Source organism: Hydrogenobaculum sp. 3684 (assembly GCF_000213785.1).
GTDB lineage: Bacteria > Aquificota > Aquificia > Aquificales > Aquificaceae > Hydrogenobaculum.
Genome location: NC_015557.1, coordinates 78,359 through 103,083, shown reverse-complemented (window position 1 = coordinate 103,083; position 24,725 = coordinate 78,359). Strand labels below are relative to the sequence as shown.

The window sequence follows — 24,725 nt, the reverse complement described above, 5'->3', positions numbered from 1 at the left end:
ATATTATACTGTATAAGTTCACTACATCGTGAACATATAATTTCTTTAAAAGGCTATTGAGACGATCTCATAAAGTAGTAAGCTGTGAACTAAAATATTTAAATATTCAACATATACCCGTTTTCTCTTAGCCATCTATCTTTTTCTTCATAGTCTGGCATTAAAACTTTTACTTTACTCCAAAACTTCTTACTGTGATTTTTTTCTTCTAAGTGAACTAATTCATGAATTACTACATAATCTATTACAGACAAGGGAGCCATTATTAGCCTCCAGGTAAAGTTTAGATTTCCAAGGCTGCTACAAGAACCCCATCTTCTTTGTGCGTTTGTTATGTTTATTCTGCTATAAGTACAGCCTTTTATTTTGGCGTAAAATTCTACCCTTTCAGATATTTTTTCAAAAGCTCTTTCTTTATACCAATCTATGAATATTTCTCTTGCTTTATGCAAATGGCTTTCTGAAATATGAAAATATTTATCTTTTAGTATTAAAGGCTCTTCTTGGTTTTTGGTTATTTGTAAACGGTAATGTTTTCCTAAGTATAAAAATCCTTCTCCGTTTACAAATTCTTTTTCTTTGAATTTTGGGTCTCTTGATTGTACTTTTTTTATTTTTTCTTCAATCCAAGATTGATTTTTTAAAATTACTTTGCTTATTGTTTCATTGGTTGCTTGCTTCGGTGCTTTTATTATGATCGTTCTCCTGTCTGTAATTTGTATGGCAATACTTTTTCTGTCTGACCTTATTATCTTTTCTACTATTAAGTTAATTTCTTTTGCCATGTATGTTCCATGCAAGCTCTAATAGTTTTTGAGTAATTTCATTTCTCTTGTCATAAATATTAGGAAATATATTTTCTTTCTCAAGAAGAAAATCTCTTATGCGACCTTTCAAAATTTTTTGTTTATGTTCGGAATCCCAAAAATCTACTTTTTTTGTTTCTTTTTCTATCAATGATATTATATCCTTTGTTAGTTCTATTAAAGCGTCTATCTCTTTGTCTGAAAGCTCTGCAATGTTTTTCTTGCCGTAAAGCTCTTTTTTTATTAATCCCAAGAATGGCATCTCTTTTTTTGGGTCTAATCCGAACGTTTCTTCAGAGGCTCTACCTATTTTTAGCTGTTCTCTCAAAGATTCAAGTTCGTTTGCTAAATTTTCCCAGCTTTCTTTGTACTGCTCTAAGATATCTTTTAATCTTTCTGAAAATCTTTCATAGAATTCTGGGTCTTCTTGAAAGTGGTTTTCTATGTGTTCATAGATAGCATGTTCTAACTCTTTTGCTCTTTGTTTTGGCGTTTCTTCTTTTTTAAGCTTTTCTAAAAACTCATCGCTAAGTATAGGGGTTGGTGGGACTTTTGGGTCTATTCCTTTTGAGATTAAGTGTTCTTCTATAATGCTCCTAAGTTTGTTAGGAGCATCGCTTATGCTTAAATTGGGATCTCTGTATCTGTTTCTTGCTGTTTCTTTTATAAAGCTTAGTAGTTTTAGGTCTGGTAGATACTTTAAAGCTTCTTTATCTGGAAAGAGTTTATCTAATGCTCTGTTAAAACTTCTGAATAAGTTTATAAACTCATTTCTTTTCTCTTTATCTTCAAGTAGGTCTATACAATCATCTTTATTGTCTCTCCAATTTGGTATTTGGTTTTTATTGAAAAATTCATCTATCTTGTTTTGATAGTGTTTAGCTTCATCTTTGATTTTAGCTTTGTTTATGATTGTCCTGCTTATTTCTTCAATATCTTCATCGGCGTATATTGATAGAGAATCTTTTAGATTTTTTAATACTCCTACGTAATCTACGACGTATCCGCAATCTTTTTTTTCGTATGCTCTGTTTACTCTTGCGATTGCTTGCAAAAGGTTATGGTCTTTTATTACGTTATCAAGATACATTGCTTGTTCTATTGGTGCATCAAATCCTGTTAGTAGCATTTGATTTACTACAATTATGCCAACGTCTCCCGATATTCCGCTTTCATCTTTTTTGTTAAATGGTGTTTTAAAGCTTTTGATGTTTTTTTGATGTTCGTTTGGGTTTGTGTATTCGTCTTTAAAAATATTTGGGTCTTCGTTGTTTGAGCCTTTTGAGATCACAACGGCTACTTTTAGCCTTTTTAGAGTTTCTATATCTATCTTGGTTGGGTTATTTTCTTCAAGCTGTTTTATTTTTTCTTTTATTGCTTCTTCAAGGGCTTGTTTGTATCTTACCGCTGCAAGCCTTGAAACTGCTACTACCTGGGCTTTAAATCCGTTTGGAAATATGTTATTAACATAGTGCTCTATCATATCCTTTGCTTTTTCTTTTATTACCTCTTGGGCTTCTAAGTAGGATCTCCAAGTATACTTTCCAAGTATTTCTCGTTTTTCTTCGTTGTCTGCATATTTAAAAACTTCTTCAAATTTTACGTTTGCTTTTTCTTCGTCTATTAGTTCTGCTGAGTGGGTTCTTCCTTCGTAAATTATACCTACCGTCACGCCGTCTTCTATTGCTTGTCTTATTCCGTATTTGTCTATATACTGTCCGAATGTAAGCTCTGTTTTTTCTATCGGGGTTCCTGTAAATGCTATTTTTACTGAGTTTGGAAGTGCTGTTCTTAAATTTGCTCCAAGTAGTTTATACTGGGTTCTGTGAGCTTCATCTATCATAACAAGAATGTTTTCTGATGTATTTAACACTGGAAATCCTTTTTCAATGTCTTTTTCTCTGAATTTATGCACCATTCCCATTATTAGGTCTGGTGTGTTTGTTTTTAGAAGTTCTTTAAAGTGTTCTATATTTTTTGCTTGGTGGACTGTAAAGCCAACGCTTTTTGATGTATCAAGGAGTTGTTTTTCAAGCTGTTCTCTATCTGTAATGAACACTATTTTGAATTTGCTAAGTTCTGGGTCGTGATAAAAGGCTCTGACCGTTTGCATCATTGTAAGGGATTTGCCTGAGCCTTGTGTATGCCATACTATACCACCTTTTTCTTCTGGATTTTTTCCTTTTTTGATTTTTTCTATGATTTTGTTGACCGTTCTAAATTGTTGATATCTTGGGGCTACTTTTTTAATGCCCCCTTTGTCATCTTCAACAAATAATATAAAATTTCTTATAATGCTTAGTAGGTTATTTTTTGAAAGCATTCCTTGGACTAATATGTCTTGGCTTGTAGGGTTTTTGTTTGCAATGTTTGGTATGTCTGATAATGAGTAGGGGTATGGGTCTTTCCATTCATAAAAATGCTCTGGGCTTGATGTGATCGTGCCGTATTTTGCTCTTTGGTTGAATGTGGCTATCATAAAAGCGTTATAATAAAATAGTTTTTCGTTTCCTTCTTTTTCTCCTCGCCTATTTGAATATCTCATTAGCTGTTTGATTGCTTCGTTCATTGGGTCTGATATGACAGGGGATTTGCATTCTATTACAACAAGGGGCAATCCATTTACAAAAAGCACAATATCGGGAATTATGTGTTTTTCTGTGCCGGGTACGTTTAGTTTGAATTGAGATATTGCTATAAATGTATTGTTTTCTGGGTTTTTAAAATCTATAAATCTAACTGTTGGGCTTTTTTCTCCTGTTTGTCTATTTTCTTGGACTGATGTACTTTCTAATAGTAAGTCGTGTATTTCTTTGTTTGCTTCAAGTAGAGAGTTTGCTTGTGGTGTTGTAATTTTTCTGATTACTTCTTTTATTTGGTCTTCTTCTATCCATGGGTTTATTTTTTTAATTGATTGGGCTAATACGTTTTCAAGTATGACTTCTTTAAAGGTTTCTCTGAATTTTTGGCTTTCGCCGTAATTAGGCTCACCATTACTATTGAATGTTAAAATCTCTTTTACATTTTCGGGGTTATCTTTGCTTTGTCTGTAAATCTTCCATCCCAACTGTTGTAATTGGGCAAGGAAGGGATTTTCTACATAGTGTTCTTCATCAAGTTTGGAATACATGTTTACTCCTTTTCAAGAAGAAATTTTTACGTTTTTTAGACATATATAGCTTCCTCAATGATGAAAGGTTTTATGCGGGGATTTATAGCCGATTTAATCACAAGGTCAACCTTTTTACCAAAAAGTTCTTCAAGGTAGAATTTTAAATTCATGTAATTATCAAAAGTTTTCCAGCCTTCTTTAAAATCAACTATGAGATCTACATCACTATCCTTGCCTTGTTCACCTCTTGCATAGGAGCCAAAGATAGCAATTTCAATTACTCCAAACTTTTCTACTAAATAATTTTTACGTTCTTGTAAAATTGCTTGTATATCTCTGTTCATTTTTCTTCCTCCTCAACAAGGTGGTTAACTCTAACTTTTCCTGTTAATAGGTCTTGCATAAGTCCTTGTTTCGTTCTTTGTAGTTTTTCTTTGTATTGTTGTTCTTTTTCAATTGTTTGGTCTGTTTGTGAAAGTATTTCGGCTATGCGTTGCTGTTCGGGGAGTGGGGGGAGGGGTAGGGGGATTTTTGAAAATGCGGATTTGTTAACAATAGGTACAGCTTGCAATCCTGCCTCTATTTTTAGTGGAGATTGAATATGAAAATTTATAAAATAATATAATGCTTCAGGGTCATAAAGTTTTAAGTTTGGAATTATAGTATTAATTTGTTGATTTGTAGAACATTCATATTTTGTTATTGCTATTTTACCTATTGTAGATCCAATACACACAACACAAATAGACATTGGTGAAATTTTTCTTTGTATATTCATACCAAGTTTTGTTAATTTTTTAGTTGTATTTACAATGTACTTTTTATTTTGTATATCTTCAGGAGAAATGAAGAGATATTCGTCTCCATAATATTCAGAATTTTCGGTTGGGGGCGTACTACCAGTAATTATCTCTCCAATCTCCCCCAATCTCACAACTTCCCACTCTTCTGGTATCCTGCCAAGTGTGGAGTCTTTAAACTTGTGAGTTTTTTCATCTCTAATGTTGCCGTTTTCGTCTATGCCTTTGGTGAGTAAATCCTGCATCAAGCCCTGTTTTATGCGTTTGTATTTTTCTATAATCTTGTCTGTCTTTTCTATAGCATTGTCAATTGTTTCAAGAATTTCAGCTATTTTTTGCTGTTCTGGTAGCGGGGGGAGGGGGATATATTCATTAAAATATTCTTTCAATATAAAATTTATAATTCCTGTTGTCTTTTGCTGATATTTCTCAGTAAGATTATTTTTAAAGTTGTATAACAATCTGTAAAACAGATAATAGCTATTGCAAGCATTATTATTAGGTTTTAAAATTTGAATAAAATTAGAGCATGTTCCTTCAAAATCTTGTTTTAAAATTGCTACCTTCCCTGCTGGAATATCTGTACTACCGCCTGATTTTTCTATTAAAATCATACCTTTTCTTAGCTTTAATTTTTCAATTTTTTTCTTGTTTAGTTTTCTTGGAATTGCTTTTGTAAAGTCTATTCTACCATCATAATCAATAGCAAGAGTGCTAAATACTGGAAAAATATTTTTGCTATCAGTTGGATTATCGCCCCATTCACCTGGATAAGTCTTCTCAATAACCTCCTCCAACCTTACCCACTTCCACCCCTCTGGCAAATTTTCAAATTCTTTAAACTCTTTATCACCACTCATAATTAAATCACCTCTAAACAAAATAAACTGCGTGCAATCAAATCAAAAACACCACACACAAAAATTTTTGCGTGCATTACACCACACACAAAACAATCTTTAAGCATTTATAATATCCAATATTTTAGCAAATTCATAAACTGCTGGATTGTTGCCTTTTGAAGGAGTTCTTAAAATTATCAAATTAGAATACACCAATTTATTAAGAACCTCTATTCCCGACTTTTTTGGAGCTTTTATTAATTCTAAAAACGATTTAGTATCAATAACAGGTTGCTTAAAAAACGCATCAAGAGCAGGAATAGCATATTGAGATTTAGTCGCCTGTATAAATCTATCTTTCATCTCATTGTAAAGATTTAAAAGCTTTTGAGCTTTATCGATATTTATTTTAGCCTGCTGTATTACTGCCGTCAAAAAGAAATCTATCCAGCCAGACCAATCATTATCTTTTGTTATCATTAGCAACCTATCATAATACTCAGTTCTATTTTTTTCCAAATACTCACTCAAATAAAAACTTGGACTTGATATTAGGCTTTTCCAATACAAAAACAAAGGAATTATAAGACGCCCAACTCTACCGTTGCCATCTTCAAAAGGATGAAGAATTTCAAACTGAGCATGCAATAAACCAAGCTGGACTATTTTATCAGGATAATCATCAGATTTTAAAAACTTCTCCCAATATTCAAGATGCTCTGGCAAAATAATAGGGTCTGGTGGTATGTATCTTGCATTTTCAATTGGTGTTCCAGGTGTACCAATCCAATTTTGTGTTTTCCTAAACTCACCAAGCAGTCTATTTCTTCCTCTAACATTAGTTAATAAAATCTTTTGGAGTTCTTTAATTAAAGATAGTGATAAATCTCTATACTCAATTGCCTGTGAGCCATAGATTAAAGCCTTTTTATAGTTTAAAACCTCTTTTAAATCCTCTTTTAAAGATGGAGATATGTTTTTAGGAGTTATGCCAGCCTCTTCTTTTAAAACATCTTCAAAAGTGGTTTGAGTTCCTTCAATCTTGCTTGATAATACAGCTTCATTTGTGATTAACGGAGCAAGTAAGATATCTGGATTTGGTAATGCTCTTAATATTCCATCAAATAGAGCTACTCCCCTGTTTGCTTCTACTATCTTTTTTATAAATGGCTCTAAGGTTAAATCTTTTGGTGGAAACTCTATAGGTATGTATGGCTTTGATTTACTCATTAACATATCCCAACATTTCTAAAAACTCATCTAACTTTTTAACTTCTAAATCTCTCTCAGCTTCAAGCTCTTTTAAAGAAACCTTATACTTATCCCAAAGATTTTCAAAAATCTTTATTAGCTCTTTCTTTTGGGCATTTAAATACCTTTCAAGATGCTGTTTTATAGTTTGATAGATTTTGTCTAAAATTAACTCTTTAGCCTCTTCTTCGGATATGGAATTTCTTTTTTCTTTTACTGCTTTAATTAAATTATCATTTATCTGTTTTATTTGCTTGTTGATATCTTTCTGCTCTTTTTCTTTTTTCTCAATATCTTTAAGCAAAGCTTCCCATTTTTCAGCTTCTTTAATGGAGTCTTGATTATTTGTTTTTAAATCTTTAATAAGAGCTTTTAGGTATGGTTTTACTTTACTGACTGATTTTTCGCCTTGGTCTTCTTCGTCCCAGTCTTCAATCTCTTCTAAAAGCTCATTTAACTCTCCTTCAATTTCTGATTTTTTTGCTTCAATCTCTTCTAATGTTTCTAAATCTTCTTTAAAGAAAGCTTCTTTAATTTTTTGGTCATCTATGATTAAGCTACTCCATCCTGATGTTATAATTGTTTTAAAGTCATAGCTTAAATCTTCCCACCAATTAACAAAAATACCAGTTAATTTAAACTCATCTAAAACATTCAAAGGAATAAACTTATCCTTTAGGCTGTTTAAAGCTCTAATTCTAAACGCCCAAAGATTTTTACTGTTTGGAAAGCTTTCAATCTCGCCTTTTATTTCTTCCCACCACTGATTAAGCTTTTGATGATGCAGATAAAATACATCATTTACACTCTCATCAGAATCTATAATCTCTTTTATCTGGCTTTTATCTATCAAATCATGTTTAAAATCAAACGAGCTTTCATCTTTTTCTATAAAGATTTTAAATATATCAAAATTTAGTTTGTCAATTTGAGATTTATAAAGCTCTACTTCATTCTTAGGTACGCTTCCCATTATATGATGATGGACGTTTTCAATTTCTGGCTCTGGAGAATTGTCAACGTATCTTCTGATATTTAGGTTAAAGTCGTTTTCTTCAATCTCTTTAATATCTACCAATCTTGAATATTTAGGTATTTCTAATTTTTTCTCAAAGACTGTAACGATTTTTTCAATATCTTCATGTCTTAAATAATTTTGATTTCTTCCTTCTCCATATTCCTTATCTGCATTTATAAACAATATTTTGTTTTTAAGCTCTTTTGGTTTGTTCTTGTTAATAACTATGATGCAAGCTGGAATGCCTGTGTTGTAAAATAACTTTGGTGGTAGTCCGATGATTGCTTCAATCAAATCATCTTTAATAATACCTGTTCTAATTACCTTTTCTTGATTACCTCTAAACAGCACTCCATGAGGCATAACGGTTGCCAGTATTCCATTGTCTTTTAAGCTTGCTATCATATGCTGTAAAAACATTAAATCGGCTTTTTTGCCTGTCTCTGGAGCAAAGCCATACTTAAATCTCTCTTCAAACTTCATGTTTGTTCTTGAGTAATTTTGAGAAAATGGAGGATTTGCGAGGATTCTATCAAATCTTTTTATGTATCCGTTTTCTAAATGTTTTGGTTCTGTCAAAACATCTTCATTTTCTATGTGGGCATCAGGTATGCCGTGAAGTATCATGTTCATTTTACAAATTGACCAAGTAACACCATTGAATTCTTGTCCATAAAGTCCTAAGTTGGTAGGGTCTTGTCCTATCTCTTCTACATAGTTTCTCGCTTCAATGAGAAATCCACCAGAGCCAACCGTCGGGTCGTATATGGTCATTCCTTCTTGCGGCTTTACAAGTCTAACCATTAAAGTTTTTACACCTGCGGGAGTATAAAACTCTCCGCCTTTCTTGCCTGCCGAGTCGGCAAAATCTTTTAAAAGGTACTCATAAGCTGCACCGAGCAAGTCAGGAAATTCAAAATCTTCATTTCTCAATCTATACTTGTTAAAATGATGAATAAGGTCAATAAGTTGTTGGTCTTTTAGCTTTGTTCTGCCTTTTACAGCGTTAAAATCTATATGTCTAAGAACACCTTCAAGACTTGGATTGGCTTCTTCTAACGATGCAAGAGCTTTATTTAGTTGGTTTCCTATATCTTCTTTTAAGTTTAAAATATTTTGCCATCTTGCCCTTTCTGGAACAAAGAAAGTATCTTCATAAGAAATAGGATCTTCTATTAAACTTTGTATCTTTTCTTCTGAATAGCCTTTTTGTCTGTATTTTTCTATAAGCTCTTCCCTCTTTGCTTCAAACTCATCGGAAACACGCTTTAAAAAAAGCATTCCAAATATATACTCTTTATACTCCGAAGCATCCATCTGACCCCTTAATATATCAGCAGCTTTAAATAAATGCTCTTCAAGTTGCCTCAATGTAATTTTGTTTTCATTCATAGCTTATACTCCTTAACTATTTAATTGTTTAAGCACCCACAAAATAACCTTTTTCCAATAGTAGTTCTGAAGTTCCGTTATTCTTCTTCATATCTATTATAGCATTCTTGGTTTTCTTTTGTAAAAACAGGGTTGTGTGGAATCTTTTCTCTAAACATTCCAAAGTCAAGACCGCAGACTAAGTTATGCTATAATATATATATGCCCATAGATGAAGCTTATAAGACCAAAGACCTAAAAAAACTTTTAGACTTCAAAGCTTATATCGAGCCTATTATAAAAGAAGAAATTGAAAACATAGATGAAGACGATTTGGAGTTTGGATACTCTTTTGAAAAAGAGCTTGACAAAAACCTTTGGGATGAGGCCGTAGAACAAAACAACTACTACGATGTAAAAACAGAAATATTGGAACACCACGACGGAGTTTATCTAAAAAGCACATTTGTAAACTCAATAGAAAATATAACTGCACAAAGGTACGTAAATATAAGATCAAACGCAAAAATAGAAATCTCTTACAGATGCTTTATAGATGTAGACAACATCAAAGCTATAATAGAGAAAAAAGATAAGTTTAAAATCACTTTAAAAAGTGGATGATTTATTTTTATCGGTAGGGGATTTATCGGCTGCCAACTACGTAGTAAATATATTAAAACATTTAAAAGATAAGCATCTAAACATATCAGGTATAACAGACACACGCATGGAAGAGCTTGGAGTAAAACCTATAGCCAACATAAAAGATTTAAATTTGGTGGGCATAATAGAAGTCCTTCCAAAGGTTTTTAAAATAAAAAAAATAATAAATCTTGCCATAAAAAAAGCCAACAACTCAAGATGGGCGATGCTTTGCGATGCTCCGGGGTTTAACTTTCGCCTTATGAAAAACCTAAAACACAACCATATAATATATTTTATATCTCCTCAGGTATGGGCTTGGAAACCCCAAAGGATAAAAGAGATCGTAAAGTATGTAAGACATCTTATCGTTATACTTCCATTTGAGCTTGATATATATAAACCCTATGAAAACGAGCACTTTAACGTCCACTATTTTGGTCATCCCCTTCTTGATATGATAAAACCCTCAAGCGTACAAAAAGAAAATATAATAGCAATGCTCCCTGGTTCTAGAAACTCTGAATTCAAAAGGCATATTGGGCTTTTAGAAGAGTTATCTTATTATATATATAAAACTTTTCATATGAAAAGCCTAATACCAATAGCAAGCACGGTAGACTATCCAATATACAAAAAAGATTATATAGAAACCACAAAAGAAAGTTCTTTGGATGTGATGAGAAGGGCAAAGTTTGGCATCATAGCCTCTGGGACAGCTTCTTTAGAAGCATCACTTTTAGGACTTCCTCATATAATATTTTATAGATTAAATCCAATAACCCTTCAAATAGCAAAACGCCTTGTAAAATCAAAATATATAGGCCTTCCAAACATAATAATGGATAAAGAGATAATACCAGAGCTCATACAACCATCAAAAGAAGATATTATAAACGTTGTAAGCTCTTACTTAGAAAACCCTTCAAAGGTAAACTCTATGAGAGAAAACCTTTCTTTGTTAAGAGAAAAACTTGGCCCAGAAAATGCTACCGAAAGAATAGCAGATTTTATAGAAAATATTTTAAAATCGGGGTAGCAGGACTCGAACCTGCGACATTCGGCTCCCAAAGCCGACGCTCTACCACCTGAGCCACACCCCGTAGTATATACATTATAGCATAAATTTTAATTTTGTAAAGGGGTTTTTATAATTTTTTATAATATAGCACTCTATTAGCCAATACCAAGCTCTTTTAACTTTCTCCAAAGAGTGGTACGGTGTATACCAAGCATTTTTGCCGCCAAACTCTTGTTGTAATTTACCTTTTCTAAGACAGCCTTTATCCTTTCTTTTTCTTCTTGCTGTTTATGGTTGTTGCTTTGAAAATCTAGACTTATATCTTCAATATTTATTATGCTACTTCTACATGTTATTACAGCCTTTTCTATAATATGCTCTAATTCTCTGATGTTACCTGGAAAATCATAACCAAGGAGTATTTTTATAGCATCACCAGATATTGATTTTACCCTTTTTGAATAGAGTTTTGAATATTTTTCTATAAAATTATTTATTAAAAGCGGTATATCTTCTTTTCTTTCTCTAAGAGGGGGTAGATATATGTTCACAACACTTAACCTGTAATAAAGATCTTCTCTAAAACGCCCTTGTCTCATAAGCTCTTTTATGTCTTTGTTAGTGGAAGCTATAATCCTTATATTTGTCTTTCTGGGGGTGTTTGAGCCAAGTCTTTCAAATTCTTTTTCTTCTACAAGGTGGAGAATTTTTGCCTGTAAGCTCAGTGGCATATCCCCTATCTCATCCAAAAACAAAGTTCCGCCATCAGCTATCTCCGCTTTACCGGGTTTATCTTTTGTGGCCCCTGTAAAAGCTCCTTTTACATATCCAAAAAGCTCTGCCTCCAAGAGGTTCTCTGGTATAGCAGCACAGTTTACTTTAACAAAAGGAGCATCTCTTCTTGGGGACAAAAGATGTATGTATTTTGCCAAAAGGCTTTTGCCTGTGCCGGTTTCTCCTTCTATAAGCACGTTTACATTGTGCTCTGAACAAGATTTCACTAAATCTAGTACTTTTTGAAATGTTGGACTTTTGGTAAAAATGTAATCTAGTTTATCGCAAAAAGACATATTATCTTGCTGGATCACATAAAAAGATACCACATAACCAAAACCAAGATTCATAGGGGATACAAGCGTTGATGCTTTTTGCCTACCACACGGAGTTTCTATGTATACATCTGTTCTTTCTCCTTGTGGAGGAAACTCTTCTAAACTCAGATTCACAAGCTCTTTTATATGCCTTCCTATCAAAGATTCTTCACTGGTTCTACAAAGCATTTTTTTGGCTATATTGTTGTGCTCTACTATATAACCGTTTTCATCCAAAACAAGTATTGCCTCTACTATAGAGTTTAAAATTGTTTCTTTGTAGGTTTTTTGTCTTTGAGATTCTAATATACAAGAAACTACGTTGCTTACATCTTTAAAGACCTCCACTACCCCCTCGCATTTATCACCATTAAAAAGAGGGCTCATACTCCAACAAGCATGAACATCTGTGTTGGTTTTTATATCGTAAACCTGCACGCTTTCTCTATCTTCCAAAACAAGCTTTAAGGGACAAGAATTACATATACTAAAAAGTCCTTTACAAAAATCGTTTTCTTTTACGTCAAGAAGCTTTTTAGCAGAATCGTTGGCATAAACTATCTTATAGTCTAAGCCTATTACCAAAACCCCGTCAAGAAGCTCATCGAATATACTAAAATCCATAAAACATATTAAGCATTCCAATCCACAGGTACGCTACCCATCATCCTCAAACTCTCCTCAAAAGCTCCCATATATTTCATAGCTGTTATCATAGAACCCTTAAACTTTAACTTCTTTGTAAGCATGGCAGCTTTTGGTCCCATTTGCCCTGTAGCAAGCGATTTCCAGTCTTCCAATGTAGCCCACATTTCAAAATCGTAATCTTTACCGTCTGCCATTCCACAGCTTATAGCCTCTCCATTTTTTATTATAAGCTCTACCGCTTCATTCTCTTTAGAGATTATATAATATTTTAGCTTAGCAGAGAAGTTTTTAAGATCATTTTTAAGTTTCTCGTTTTTGTTCCATTGATCTTTGTAAGCTTTTATAAAATCATAAGATAAAAATTTATACATAAATTCCACTCCTAAACAAAAAATGTGGGGGCTCCCCACCCCCAGTAACACCATAAACCTTAGGAAGAAAGAGCTTTGAACACTTCGTTAAAAGAAACTTCGTCGTTGTTTACAAAAACGCCAACACCCTTTCCAATACAAACAGAGTACTTTGGACCAGTAAGGGCAAAGCCTGCAAGAGGAGTCCATTCTTTGCCAGACATGGCTGTATAACCTTGGGTTTGCATCTCAGCCATCATCATATTGGCAGCACACATCATAGCTGCCATAGCAGCTTCTTCTTCACTTATGTTGCCTTTGTAAGACAAGAGTTTACCATCCTGAGAAAACTCACCAGCTGCCCATACACCTTTTATGCTTAAAAGTTGATCAAGGTTTGCCATATTACACCTCCTTAAATATGTTTTGATAGTACTTCAAAGGTCTTGTCAAAATCAGCTTTTGAAAGTTCCAAAAACACACCTACGTTGCCGAAAATACAAGCTACATACTTACCACCAGCCACCGCAAAGCCCTCTACTGGATAAAAACCATCTTTGCCAGTGTAAGTACTCCAACCTTTAGCCTGCATATTACCCATAAGCTTGTTGGCAGCACACATCATAGCTGCAATTTCGGCAGATTTCTCATCTATATCCCCGTAGTAGGCTACCAACCTACCATCGTCTGTAAACTCGCCCGCTGCCACAGCACCCGGGAGAGTCATGAGCTCTTTTAGCTTGCTAACTGTAGCCATAAGCCACACCTCCTAACGTTTGATACTATTTATATGGCAAATATCGTGCCATCATAATGTAATAAACTTTTAATAATAAACCATTGACATTCTAATGACTTTAAAAAATGCTAATGTTTCATGTTGCATCAATGTTGCATCAACGTTGCAATAGATGTTATTTAAGTGTTATTCTTCTATTATAACTTTCGTTTTATCAAAAGCTACAAACTCATATAAGCCGTTTTCAAGCTTTTTAAAATAAGATGGAACAAGTGGAACTTTGCCCTTACCACCAGGTAAATCTATAGCGTAAGTAGGTATACCAAACCCGCTTAGTCTTCCTCTCATATAATCCATTATCTCTAAGCCCTTTTCTATAGAGGTCCTAAAATGAATTGTGCCTGTGATGGGGTCACAGTGGAAAAGGTACTGAGGTTTTACCTTTATACTTAAAAGCTTTCTCATTAGTTCAAGCATCGTTTCTTTGTCATCGTTTACACCTTTTAAAAGTACAGCTTGATTGTTTACTGGCACACCAGCCTTTAGCAGATTTCTTATAGCTAATTTGGCATCTTCTGTGATTTCGTTTGGATGGTTAAAGTGCGTATTTATCCAAAGCTTGTCGTATTTGGATAGTATATCAAGAAGCTCCTCATCGTAAAGGCGCTGGGGAAGTGTCACCGGTACCCTTGAACCTATCCTTATCACCTCAAGATGCTCTATAGAAGATAGGTTATCAAGGATGTATTTTAATCTCTCGTTGTCAAGAGTGAGAGGATCTCCTCCTGATATTAGTACGTCTTTTACATTTTTATGGCTTTTAATATAATCAAAATAAACATCTAAAAGCTCTTTGGGAGTGGCATAAGTGCCCTCTTTGAAAATGCGCTTTCTCATACAATGCCTACAATAAACACCGCAGTAAGAGGTTACGCTTATTAGAACTCTGTCTTCGTATCTATGAGTAAGACCTTTTATAAAAGTTTCTTCGTTTAGGGCGTTTGGATGTGAGTTTTCTTGGGCTTTTTCATCTATTTCAAGAGGGCTTGGGACTATTTGAAGCCTTATGGGATCTTTTTTATCTTTGGGATCTTTGATAAGAGACAAATAATAAGGGGTCACGGCAAAAGGATATTCTTCTGAAACAGCATCAAAAAACTCAATCTCTTCTTTAGTTAGCTCTATATATTTTGATAATTCTTCTAAAGTGGTTATACGGTTTTGAAGTTGCCAACGCCAATCGTTCCATTTTGACTTGTCAGTTGTTTTTATCATTGGGCTTTTAAAACGCTTAAGAAAGCCTCTTGAGGCAAAGATACCTTGCCAAACTGTTTCATGCGTTTTTTACCTTCTTTTTGCTTTTCTAAGAGCTTTCTTTTTCTTGATACATCACCACCATAACATTTGGCCGTGACATTGGCTCTCAGCGGGGGGATGCGCTCTGAAGCTATAATTTTACTGCCTATAGCCGCTTGGACGTTTATTTCAAAAAGCTGTCTTGGTATAGTCTCTTTTAGTTGTTCCACCAAAGCCCTTGCCTTTCTGTAAGCTTTATCTTTGTGCACCAAAAACGACAGAGCATCCACTGGTTCTTTGTTTATCATGATAGTTAGTTTTACCAAATCAGATTCTTTATATCCTAAAAACTCATAGTCAAAAGATGCATATCCTTTGGAAGCAGATTTTATCTTATCGTGAAAATCCACTATAATCTCTTGAAGGGGCATCTCATATTCAAGCAACGCTGTGTTTTGATCAAGGTAAGAAAATTTTACCTGTATACCCCTTTTATCTTGGCATATATTTATTATATTTCCTACATAGTCTTTGGGGGTAATGATGGTGGCAAGCACATACGGTTCTTCTATATACTCTATAAGGCCAAAGTTGTCTGGTACATCGTTTGAGCTTTTAACCTCAAAAACCTCTGGTTTATTTTTAAGCTTTAACCTATAGACAACGCTTGGAGCGGTGGTGATAACATCTATGTTGTACTCTCTTGAAAGTCTTTCTTGGACTATTTCCATGTGTAAAAGCCCCAAAAACCCACATCTAAAACCCATACCTATAGCAGGGGATGTTTCTGGTTCATAAGTGATAGCTGCGTCGTTTATAGAGTATTTTTCTAAAGCATCTCTTAGCTCTTCAAAGTCTGAATCCTCGGTGGGATAAAGCCCTGCAAAAACCATAGGCTTTGCAGTTTTAAAACCAGGGATTGCCTCTTTGGTGGGGTTTGATTTTAATGTGATAGTATCGCCAACTCTTATATCTCTTACATCTTTTATAGAAGCTGCTATATACCCAACGTCTCCGGCTTTTAGTATAGGAAGCTTTGTCATTTTTGGCGTCTGGGCACCAACCTCAGTAACTTCAAACTCCTTGCCGGTAGAAAATAGCTTTATCCTATCACCTACTTTCAAAGACCCATCAAATATTCTAACAAAAGCCACAGCACCTCTATAAGGATCATAATAAGAATCAAATATGAGGGCTTTTAAAGGTGCATTTTCATCTCCTTTGGGTGGTGGTATCCTTTTGGTGATAGCCTCTAAAATCTCTTCTATACCTATACCTTCTTTGGCAGAAGCAAGTATAGCCTCATCTGGGTCAAGGCCAAGTATATCTCTTATTTGAAGTTTTATACGATCTGGGTCCGCTGCTGGTAGGTCTATTTTGTTTATTACAGGTATTATAACTAGGTTTTGCTCGACGGCTTTCCAAAAGTTTGCCACAGTTTGGGCTTCTATACCCTGTGAGGCATCTATTAAGAGCAAAGCTCCTTCGCAAGCTGCTAAAGATCTTGATACTTCGTAAGAAAAATCTACGTGTCCTGGTGTATCTATAAGATGAAGTGTAAAATCTTTGTTTTGTATCTTGCTGTGATAGTTTATTTTCACAGCTTGGAGTTTTATCGTGATGCCTCTTTCTCTTTCTATATCAAGAGTATCAAGCATTTGATCTTTTTTTTCTCTATCCGTGATAGCTCCGCAAAACTCTATAAGTCTATCGGCCAATGTAGATTTGCCATGGTCTACGTGGGCTATTATCGAGAAGTTTCTTATGTTTTCCATCGGATTATACTAAATGCTCTCTTCCAAAATCCTTACTGAATTGGCAACTTTTTTAGCGTTTTGACGGGCTTTTTCTATGTTCTCTGCCAACGCCAAAGCTACTCCCATCCGTCTTTTTGGTCTTGTGATGGGCTTTCCAAAGATCCTTAGCTTTGTGTTTGGTATAGATAAAGCCTCTTCAAGATTATCGTAAGCTGGTATTATACCGTCTGTTTTTGCATGAAAACAATAAGAGGCTCCGGCTCCTAAAAGCTCAATATGTATAGGGAGTCCAAGTATCGCTCTTAGATGTATCTCAAACTCAGGCATATTTTGAGAGATCATCGTCACCATACCAGTATCGTGAGGCCTTGGAGATATTTCGTTAAATATAACCTCGTCTTTTCTTACAAAAAGCTCACATCCAAATATACCGTACCCACCAAGCCCTTCTACAACGGTTCTTGCTATGTCTTGGGCTTTTTGTAAAAGCTTATCATCCATTGGATGAGGTTGCCAACTTTCATAATAATCACCTTCTACTTGTATATGACCTATGGGAGGACAAAACAAGATCCCTTGATTTTTTGTCCTTACTGTGAGCATAGTAATTTCATAATCAAAATCTATAAACTCCTCTACGATAAGTTCTTTTGAATCCCCTCTTGCCTTTTCTTTTGCTATATAAAAAGCTTTTTCTAAATCTTGTTCTTTATAAACTATAGACTGACCCTTACCTGAAGAGCTCATCACCGGTTTTACCACCACCGGATAACCAAGTTCTTTGGCAGCTTGTTTTAACTCTTCAAACGTATTTACAAATTTATACTTAGATGTGGGAAGTCCAAGTTCTTCAGCGGCAAAACGCCTTATGGCTATACGGTTCATCGTATATTTTACAGCCCTAGCACAGGGGACTATATTAAAACCTTCTTGTTCTAACTCTATAAGGGCATCTGTATTTATAGCTTCTATCTCAGGGACTATAAAATCTGGAGCCTCCCTGTAAGCTAAGCTCTTTAAAAGCTCTTTGTTCTTCATGTCTATAACGTAATATCTTTGGGCTAATTGTTGGGCTGGAGCGTGCTGATATGAATCCACCGCCACGACCTCTATACCAAGCCTTATAGCTTCTATAGCAAACTCTTTACCAAGTTCACCTGAACCAAGAAGCAGTATTTTTGTAGTGTTGTAAGACAATGGAGTGCCTATCATAATTATATTTTATCACATCCTATGATTTGATAATTCTAGTAATTTGTTTTTACCAAACTCCACAGCCCTTAAAATATCCTCAAGATTCTCTTCTATATGAAAGTTCACCGAAGAAAGCACATTCTCTATCAAAACTGGTATATCAAGAAATCCAATTTTGCCTTCTAAAAAAAGTTCTACAGCTTTATCATCAGCTCCTAAAAGCACAGATACATAAGGATTACCCATAGAGGCTACCCATTCACAAACATCGATAGCCCTAAACAAATCCCTTTTAGGCTTTTCAAAACTAAGACAAGAAATATATGTTAAATCTAACCTATTGAAGGTATAATTTACCATCTCTGGATAAAAAATAGCGTTTTGAATAGGAAGCCTCATATCTGGAAGCGACATATTTGCTATAAAAGAGCCGTTTTCAAGTTCAACTATGGCATGCACTATACTTTGAGGATGTATCAATATCTTTATGCGTTCAAGTGGTATATTAAACAATACACTGGCTTCTATGAGTTCAAATCCTTTGTTCATAAGTGTTGCAGAGTCTATGGTTATCTTTGGACCCATCTTCCAATTTGGGTGTTTAAGAGCCTCTTCTTTGCTTACAGTTTTCAGCTGTTCTTTGGAATACTCTCTGAAAGGACCACCTGAGGCAGTTATATAAAGGTTTTTCACAGTTTTGTGGCTTTTAAGAAGCTCAAAAGCGGCATTGTGTTCGCTGTCTACTGGTATTACCAAATCAAGGTTTTCTCTTATCAGATTAGGCATACAAAGAATTGATTCCTTGTTGGAAGCAAGAAGTATTTTTTTAGCTTTTAGTATATTGTAAGTGGCTTTTATGCCAGAGGTCCCAGATATAGCGTTTAAAATCCTGTCGGAGTTTTCTATAATAGCCTGAAGCCCCTCCTCTTCGTCAAGGTACTTAGAATATTTTGAAACCTCATCAAGCCAATCTTTTGTAGGGGTTTCTACGCTAAAAACAAACTTAGGTCTAAACTCTTTAACCTCTTCCAAAAGCTCTTTGGATGCTCGGTATGCACCTATGCCTACAAGCTGGATTTTGTCCTTGTGCGCTCTTACAACATCTAGTGCATTTTTCCCAATAGTCCCCGTAGAACCTAGTATGCTAAGCCTTATCATAGCAAACTTAGTATTATAAAAAAGCTATTTATCATTTGTATAAGATTTAATACCATACTAAAAGCGTGTAAACGAAGGAATGCATGATAATCTGTATGTTTTAAAAAAGAAGCCTCCGGCAATATAAAAACAAGAAAAGCTATAAAAATAACTATGTTTATAGTAAAGAAAAAAAATGTCTTTTTGAAAATAGGTTTTTCACTTAAAAAAAGCAGTAAAAAAGAAAATAAAAAGATAAAAAGCCCAATACCAAAATACATTGGAAATATTCTTGCCACCACTTCACCGGCCAATATGGTAGAAAGCGTATCAAAAAGCGTTGGAGCCACATCAAAGCTAAAAAACAAACTAACGCCAAACCATGTGCTTATCATAAAAAGTACAAGATTACTCATATCAAAGAAAGTATATCCTTATATATGTTGTTTATATTTTCCAAGTTTACAGGCTTTTCCAATAAAAAAATACTGTTTTGTATATCAAGGACATTTATCCTATCTAAATCGGAGTCTTTTATAAAAACCTTGGCCCCATCAAAAGAAGCAGTTTTCTCATAGGAAGGCTCATTTTTTATATAGGATATAAAGCATTTTATATTGTTTAAGTTTAAAAGCGTCCAAAGGTATATAAGCTCTCTTAACTTATGCTGTCCTACCATTACAAGATAAATCATTCAAGCACTATACCCTTTTTATAAACTTTCCATCTTGGAGGAGGTAGCGTTGTAGAACATCCCAATGAGCTCGTATCGTATATCTTAAAAGCCCTTGGTTCTTCTTTATCCGCCACAAATACAAAAATAGTATTGTTTGGCATAAGGGTAAGAGTTTGTTTCCAATTTTTTATCTCATTGGCAATGTCTAAAAGACGGTTTTTTATTTGATCTTTTGAAAGCTCTTCTTTTGTTTTTGATTTTGTATCTTCTATAATCCAATTATCACCAGAGATTTTTTGCACAATATTTAAAAAATCTTCATCTTTTAAAAGCCCATAAAACCTCAACTTATACCACCTCTGTAAATGTCTCTTTGTTTTCTACAGTAGGATCTGGTATTTTGCCAGTAAGCATATCTATAAGCTCACAAACAGATATAATACCTTGCTTTTTCAACTTGTACCCGTTGGCACCGCTTATAAAAATACCTTCTTCTACGTTGCCAAGACAAGCAGCTCCAAGTCTATCGGCTATACAAAAACCTACTTTTTTAGCCTCCTCTCCGTGCTTACAAGGGGCTACACAATCAGAGACACATCCTTTCCAGCCGTTATACCCGTTTAAAAGCCTTTCCACAAAAGGAGTTTTTATAACCCTCAAAGGATATCCCACTGGGGATTTTAGAAGTATTATATCCTTTTCTTCAGCGTTCAAAAGAAGCTCCTTATATACAAGCGGTGCATCGCTTTCTTTTGTAACTGCAAACCTGGTAGCCATCTGTACACCGGCTGCCCCTCTTTGAATGTATGTTTTTATATCGTTGTAATCCCAAACACCACCTGCCACTATAAGAGGTATATTACCCCATTCTTGAGCCTCTTTGTAAACCTCATCAAACAAATTTTCAAGCTGAAACTCCGGCTTAAAACAATCTTCATACTTAAAACCTTGATGACCACCAGACATGGGGCCTTCTAAAACGACAGCATCTGGTAACCTGTTGTAGCGCTTTTTCCATGTTTTGGCTATAAGGTTTAAAGCCCTAGCAGAAGATACTATAGGCACTAACGCAGTATCATAGCCTTCTGTATACTCTGGCAACTTCAAAGGAAGCCCTGCTCCAGATATGATTAAATCAGCTCCAAACTTGGCAGCTTCGTTTGCCACTCTACCGTAATCATTTATAGCAGATAGTATATTCACACCTATGGCACCTTTCCCACCAGCTATTTCTTTAGCTTTTTGAATAATAAGCCTTAAAGCTTCGCTGTTGTGAGCATTTTCAGTGCCTATTGGCCTTCCAAACTTATCTTTTTTAACAAGATCTAAAAATCTATAGCCTGTACCCACAGAGGAGACAACTCCAATTGCACCGCAGGAAGCAACAGCTCCTGCTAATTTTTCCCAAGAAATACCTACGCCCATACCCCCTTGTATAATAGGTATCTCCACCTCTATATGCCTTATTCTAAGCGGTGGTAATTTCATAAAAACCTCTCACGTTATTGGATATAAATAAAATATAAAAACAATTTTTAAATTTGCAAAGCTTCAATGTCTGAAATGCCTCATATGGGTAAATATCATAAACATGTTATGCTCGTTTACAGCCTCTATAACTTCTTTGTCTCTTATGGAACCGCCAGGTTGTATTGTACCAGATATTCCTTCTTGAGCAGCTATATCTATACTATCCCTAAATGGGAAAAAAGCATCTGAGGCCACTACTGCACCTTTTAAATCGTGCCCAAAGTTTTTTGCTTTTCTTATGGCACTCCTCAAAGAATCTACCCTCGATACTTGACCAGCACCTATCCCTATAGTTTGATTGTTTTTAGCTATCACTATAGCGTTTGATTTTGTCCATTTTGCCACTTTCCAAGCAAATATAGCATCCTCTAGCTCTTGCTCAGTGGGTCTTCTTAACGAAACTACCTCTATAGATTCATAAAGCTTATCATCTATGTCCTGTAATAAAAACCCACCGGATATACTCCTTACATCAACCCTCTGATTGTAGTTTTCATACCTTACCAGCCTTAAATTTTTCTTTTTAGAAAACTCCTCAACAGCTTCTTCGGTAAAATCTGGAGCTATGACTATCTCATAAAAATGCTCTACAATAGCTTTTGCAACATCTTTATCCACCACTCTGTTAAAAGCTACGATACCACCAAACGCAGCTTCAGGATCACAATGAAAAGCTTTTTTGTAAGCTTCTAGAATGTTGATATCTGTAGCTACACCGCTTGGATTGTTGTGTTTTACGATAGCACAGCAAGGATTGGAAAATTCTGATATAAGCTTTATCACAGAATCAGCGTCAAGATAGTTGTTGTAAGACATCTTTTTACCTTGAAGCACATCTGCTCTTGCAATACCATTTTCTTCCAATGGATTTTCGTATAGATAAGCTTGCTGATGTGGATTTTCACCGTATCTCAATTCATCTTTCAAAAACATAGGTATAGTATGATGCTTAAAATCTTTTTCCGAAAAGCCAAATACTTTAAAGAAATAATTAGCTATAACAGCATCGTAATAAGAAGAAAGCCGAAAAGCTTTTAGCGCAAGGTATCTTCTATCTTTTTGAGATATAGCATTCATCTTTAGCTTTTCTATAAACCATCCGTAATCTTCTACATCTGTAAGCACACTAACCCTTTTATGATTTTTAGCAGCGGCTCTTACAAGAGCAGGACCCCCTATGTCTATAAACTCTATAAGAGCATCTATGTCTTTTAGCTCTTTCATCTTCTTTTCAAAAGGATACAAGTTCACCACTACGATATCAATAGGTTCTATAGAGTTTTCTTTTATTTCTTCTAAATCTTTTTCTACGTCTTCTCTAAACAAAATACCACCGTGTATAACAGGGTGGAGGGTTTTTACCCTACCACCTAAAATCTCTCTAAAACCTGTTACCTCAGACACTTCTATTGCATCAATCCCAGCATTTTTTAGATAAGCATATGTCCCACCGCTGGATAGAATCTCATACCCTTGGTTCAAAAGCTCCTTAGCCAGTTCTAAAATACCAGTTTTATCGTATACAGATATAAGTGCTCTCATCAATCCTCTAAGGTAGATACATCACCTACATCAAGGCCGAGTTCCTTAGCCTTTAATATCCTTCTCATAATCTTTCCGCTTCTTGTTTTTGGTAGTTTATCCACAAACTCTATCTCCTCTGGATAGGCTATAGCCCCAAGCACATGTTTTACATGCTCTTGAATACTCTTTTTTAGCTCTTCAGAAGGTGTGTATCCTTGTTTTAGTATTACAAAAGCCTTTATATGTTCGCCCTTTATTGGGTCTGGTTTACCTATAACAGCAGCCTCAGCCACAGCTTCGTGATCTACTATGGCGCTTTCTACTTCCATAGTACCTATACGATGACCAGCCACAGAAAGTACATCGTCGGCTCTACCCACTATCATAATATAACCTTCTTCATCTATAGAGCCTAAGTCATCGGCGTTGTAAACATTGCCTGGTATCTCAGTCCAATATTTTTTATAGCGTTCAGGTTGTCCCCAGCAATCTCTCATCATAGATGGCCAAGGATTTTTTATAACTATATAACCTACTGTGTTAGGAGGTACGGGATTACCATTTTTATCCACTATAGCTACTTCAACACCTGGAAGTGGCTTACCGGCTTTACCTGGTTTCATAGGATTGCCTGGTAAAGTAGTTATCATGTGAGCTCCGGTCTCTGTTTGCCACCAAGTATCTACTATGGCGCAATTTTTATGTCCTATATGCTCGTAGTACCAGTGCCAAGCTTCAGGATTTATAGGTTCGCCCACAGAACCAAGGATTTTAAGAGAAGATAGATCATGAGCTTCTGGCCATTGCTCTCCGTATCTCATAAAAAGTCTAACAGCTGTTGGAGCAGTATAAAACTTGTTTACTCTATATTTTTCTACTATCTTCCACCAAGTGGATGGGTCTTTATAGTCTGGAGCTCCTTCAAATATAACGCTTGTAACACCCACAGACAACGGCCCATAGACTATGTAAGAATGCCCTGTTATCCAACCTATATCAGCAGTACACCAATATATATCGTTTGGCTTTAGGGCAAATACGTTTTTTGTGGTAAAATGCACATTTACCATGTATCCACCGGTGGTATGTATAACACCTTTAGGCTTACCGGTGGTACCAGAAGTATAGAGTATAAACAGTGGATCTTCAGAATCCATATGTTCTGGTTCACATTCTGGTTTTTGGCTTTTAACAATATCGTAAAAGCTGAGCACACCCTCTGGAAGGCCAGCGTTATCTCTATCCCAACATATTACATGTTTGATCGAATCAAGACCTTTTATAGCTTCTAAAGCGGTGGGCAAAAGCTCTACTTTTTTACCACGTCTTTTTGTGTATGTAGCGGTTATTATAGCGCTTGCTCCAGCATCTCCTACCCTTGTTCTTAAAGCACCTTCACTAAACCCAGCAAACACCACTTGATGTATGACTCCTATGCGAGCACAAGCCAGCATGCTTGCCACAGCTTCAACTGTGTTTGGCATGTATATAGAAACTCTATCGCCTTTTTTAAGGCCTAAGCTTTTCAATCCATTTGCAAGTCTATTTACAAGCTCAAGAAGCTCCCCATAGGTAATTTTATGCTCTTCTAAATCTTCGTTTACTCCTATATAAGCTACTTTGTTTCTATGCCCTTCTTCTATATGCCTATCAAGACAGTTGTAAGAAGCGTTTAATTTAGCATCTAAAAACCATTTGGCGTATGGGAAATTCCATTCTAAAACCTTTGAAAATGGTTTAAACCATGTAATGTCTTGTGCTACTTCTGTCCAAAAAGCATCTGGATTTTCTATTGATTTTTTGTAAATAGACTCGTAATCTTTTATATGAGCCTCCTCCAATATGTGGGCTGGTGGATTTATCTTCTCCTCCACTTTTAAAAGTACTTCGTTGTTCATAACACACCTCCAAGTTAGT

22 protein-coding genes and 1 tRNA gene are annotated in these 24,725 nt (G+C 35.1%); 2 read left to right on the top strand and 21 right to left on the bottom strand.

What is annotated here, in order from left to right; translation table 11 throughout:
- Positions 1–98: 98 nt before the first annotated feature.
- The 6 genes from HYD3684_RS00570 to HYD3684_RS00545 all read right to left on the bottom strand — a co-directional run bounded on the left by HYD3684_RS00570 (position 99) and on the right by HYD3684_RS00545 (position 9,221).
- Positions 99–785 (bottom strand): SprT family zinc-dependent metalloprotease, encoded by a 687-nt coding sequence (locus tag HYD3684_RS00570; protein WP_015418757.1) that lies wholly within the window; start codon positions 783–785, stop codon positions 99–101.
- Entirely contained in the window at positions 769–3,936 is a 3,168-nt protein-coding gene (locus HYD3684_RS00565; RefSeq protein ID WP_015418756.1) for a type I restriction endonuclease subunit R, read from the bottom strand. Before HYD3684_RS00565 ends, HYD3684_RS00570 begins: the two co-directional genes overlap by 17 nt.
- Positions 3,937–3,971: 35 nt before the next feature.
- Positions 3,972–4,262 carry a nucleotidyltransferase family protein gene (locus HYD3684_RS00560; protein ID WP_015418755.1) on the bottom strand — a complete coding sequence of 97 codons (291 nt, stop codon included), beginning with the start codon at positions 4,260–4,262 and terminating at the stop codon, positions 3,972–3,974.
- Entirely contained in the window at positions 4,259–5,578 is a 1,320-nt protein-coding gene (locus tag HYD3684_RS00555; protein WP_015418754.1) for a restriction endonuclease subunit S, read from the bottom strand. The genes HYD3684_RS00560 and HYD3684_RS00555 overlap by 4 nt, the downstream gene beginning before the upstream one ends.
- 99 nt (positions 5,579–5,677) lie before the next feature.
- On the bottom strand, positions 5,678–6,790 hold the full coding sequence (locus HYD3684_RS00550; RefSeq protein ID WP_015418753.1) for a Fic/DOC family N-terminal domain-containing protein: 1,113 nt from the start codon (positions 6,788–6,790) through the stop codon (positions 5,678–5,680).
- A complete protein-coding gene (locus HYD3684_RS00545) occupies positions 6,783–9,221 on the bottom strand; it encodes a type I restriction-modification system subunit M (RefSeq protein ID WP_015418752.1) in 2,439 nt (812 codons plus the stop codon). The genes HYD3684_RS00550 and HYD3684_RS00545 overlap by 8 nt, the downstream gene beginning before the upstream one ends.
- A gap of 201 nt (positions 9,222–9,422) precedes the next feature.
- Between HYD3684_RS00545 and HYD3684_RS00540 the strand changes: the two genes are divergently transcribed.
- The gene (locus HYD3684_RS00540; RefSeq protein WP_015418751.1) at positions 9,423–9,824 is read left to right on the top strand and encodes a hypothetical protein; all 402 of its coding nucleotides are present in this window, start codon (positions 9,423–9,425) and stop codon (positions 9,822–9,824) included.
- Positions 9,817–10,884, top strand: coding sequence for a lipid-A-disaccharide synthase (locus tag HYD3684_RS08235; RefSeq protein ID WP_015418750.1), 1,068 nt, complete (start codon positions 9,817–9,819; stop codon positions 10,882–10,884). The genes HYD3684_RS00540 and HYD3684_RS08235 overlap by 8 nt, the downstream gene beginning before the upstream one ends.
- Here the strand turns inward: HYD3684_RS08235 and HYD3684_RS00530 are convergent.
- The 15 genes from HYD3684_RS00530 to acs all read right to left on the bottom strand — a co-directional run bounded on the left by HYD3684_RS00530 (position 10,876) and on the right by acs (position 24,706).
- Positions 10,876–10,948: transfer RNA gene (locus HYD3684_RS00530), tRNA-Pro, on the bottom strand. The two genes, HYD3684_RS08235 and HYD3684_RS00530, sit on opposite strands and share 9 nt — an antisense overlap.
- A gap of 73 nt (positions 10,949–11,021) precedes the next feature.
- On the bottom strand, positions 11,022–12,581 hold the full coding sequence (locus tag HYD3684_RS00525; RefSeq protein ID WP_015418749.1) for a sigma-54-dependent Fis family transcriptional regulator: 1,560 nt from the start codon (positions 12,579–12,581) through the stop codon (positions 11,022–11,024).
- 8 nt (positions 12,582–12,589) lie between these two features.
- Positions 12,590–12,976, bottom strand: a complete 387-nt coding sequence (locus tag HYD3684_RS00520) for an SCP2 sterol-binding domain-containing protein (RefSeq protein ID WP_012513151.1) — start codon at positions 12,974–12,976, stop codon at positions 12,590–12,592.
- 59 nt (positions 12,977–13,035) lie between these two features.
- Positions 13,036–13,359 (bottom strand): DUF2173 family protein, encoded by a 324-nt coding sequence (locus tag HYD3684_RS00515; RefSeq protein WP_015418748.1) that lies wholly within the window; start codon positions 13,357–13,359, stop codon positions 13,036–13,038.
- A gap of 11 nt (positions 13,360–13,370) precedes the next feature.
- Complete coding sequence (locus HYD3684_RS00510; RefSeq protein WP_015418747.1) at positions 13,371–13,712, bottom strand: DUF2173 family protein; 342 nt, start codon at positions 13,710–13,712, stop codon at positions 13,371–13,373.
- 168 nt (positions 13,713–13,880) lie between these two features.
- A complete protein-coding gene (locus HYD3684_RS00505) occupies positions 13,881–14,969 on the bottom strand; it encodes a KamA family radical SAM protein (protein ID WP_015418746.1) in 1,089 nt (362 codons plus the stop codon).
- Positions 14,966–16,765 carry a translation elongation factor 4 gene (gene lepA / locus HYD3684_RS00500; protein ID WP_041112942.1) on the bottom strand — a complete coding sequence of 600 codons (1,800 nt, stop codon included), beginning with the start codon at positions 16,763–16,765 and terminating at the stop codon, positions 14,966–14,968. Before lepA ends, HYD3684_RS00505 begins: the two co-directional genes overlap by 4 nt.
- Positions 16,766–16,774: 9 nt before the next feature.
- Entirely contained in the window at positions 16,775–17,959 is a 1,185-nt protein-coding gene (gene purT, locus HYD3684_RS00495; RefSeq protein ID WP_015418745.1) for a formate-dependent phosphoribosylglycinamide formyltransferase, read from the bottom strand.
- Positions 17,960–17,971: 12 nt separating this feature from the next.
- Positions 17,972–19,099, bottom strand: coding sequence for a 1-deoxy-D-xylulose-5-phosphate reductoisomerase (gene dxr, locus HYD3684_RS00490; protein WP_015418744.1), 1,128 nt, complete (start codon positions 19,097–19,099; stop codon positions 17,972–17,974).
- Entirely contained in the window at positions 19,096–19,494 is a 399-nt protein-coding gene (locus tag HYD3684_RS00485; protein ID WP_015418743.1) for a DUF4149 domain-containing protein, read from the bottom strand. Before HYD3684_RS00485 ends, dxr begins: the two co-directional genes overlap by 4 nt.
- Positions 19,491–19,772 (bottom strand): hypothetical protein, encoded by a 282-nt coding sequence (locus HYD3684_RS00480; protein ID WP_015418742.1) that lies wholly within the window; start codon positions 19,770–19,772, stop codon positions 19,491–19,493. The genes HYD3684_RS00485 and HYD3684_RS00480 overlap by 4 nt, the downstream gene beginning before the upstream one ends.
- Positions 19,769–20,101 (bottom strand): hypothetical protein, encoded by a 333-nt coding sequence (locus HYD3684_RS00475; RefSeq protein WP_015418741.1) that lies wholly within the window; start codon positions 20,099–20,101, stop codon positions 19,769–19,771. Before HYD3684_RS00475 ends, HYD3684_RS00480 begins: the two co-directional genes overlap by 4 nt.
- 1 nt (position 20,102) lies before the next feature.
- Positions 20,103–21,242, bottom strand: a complete 1,140-nt coding sequence (locus tag HYD3684_RS00470; RefSeq protein WP_015418740.1) for a nitronate monooxygenase family protein — start codon at positions 21,240–21,242, stop codon at positions 20,103–20,105.
- A 63-nt stretch (positions 21,243–21,305) separates the two neighbouring features.
- The gene (gene purH / locus HYD3684_RS00465; RefSeq protein ID WP_015418739.1) at positions 21,306–22,826 is read right to left on the bottom strand and encodes a bifunctional phosphoribosylaminoimidazolecarboxamide formyltransferase/IMP cyclohydrolase; all 1,521 of its coding nucleotides are present in this window, start codon (positions 22,824–22,826) and stop codon (positions 21,306–21,308) included.
- The gene (gene acs, locus HYD3684_RS00460; protein WP_015418738.1) at positions 22,826–24,706 is read right to left on the bottom strand and encodes an acetate--CoA ligase; all 1,881 of its coding nucleotides are present in this window, start codon (positions 24,704–24,706) and stop codon (positions 22,826–22,828) included. The genes purH and acs overlap by 1 nt, the downstream gene beginning before the upstream one ends.
- Positions 24,707–24,725 lie beyond the last annotated feature (19 nt).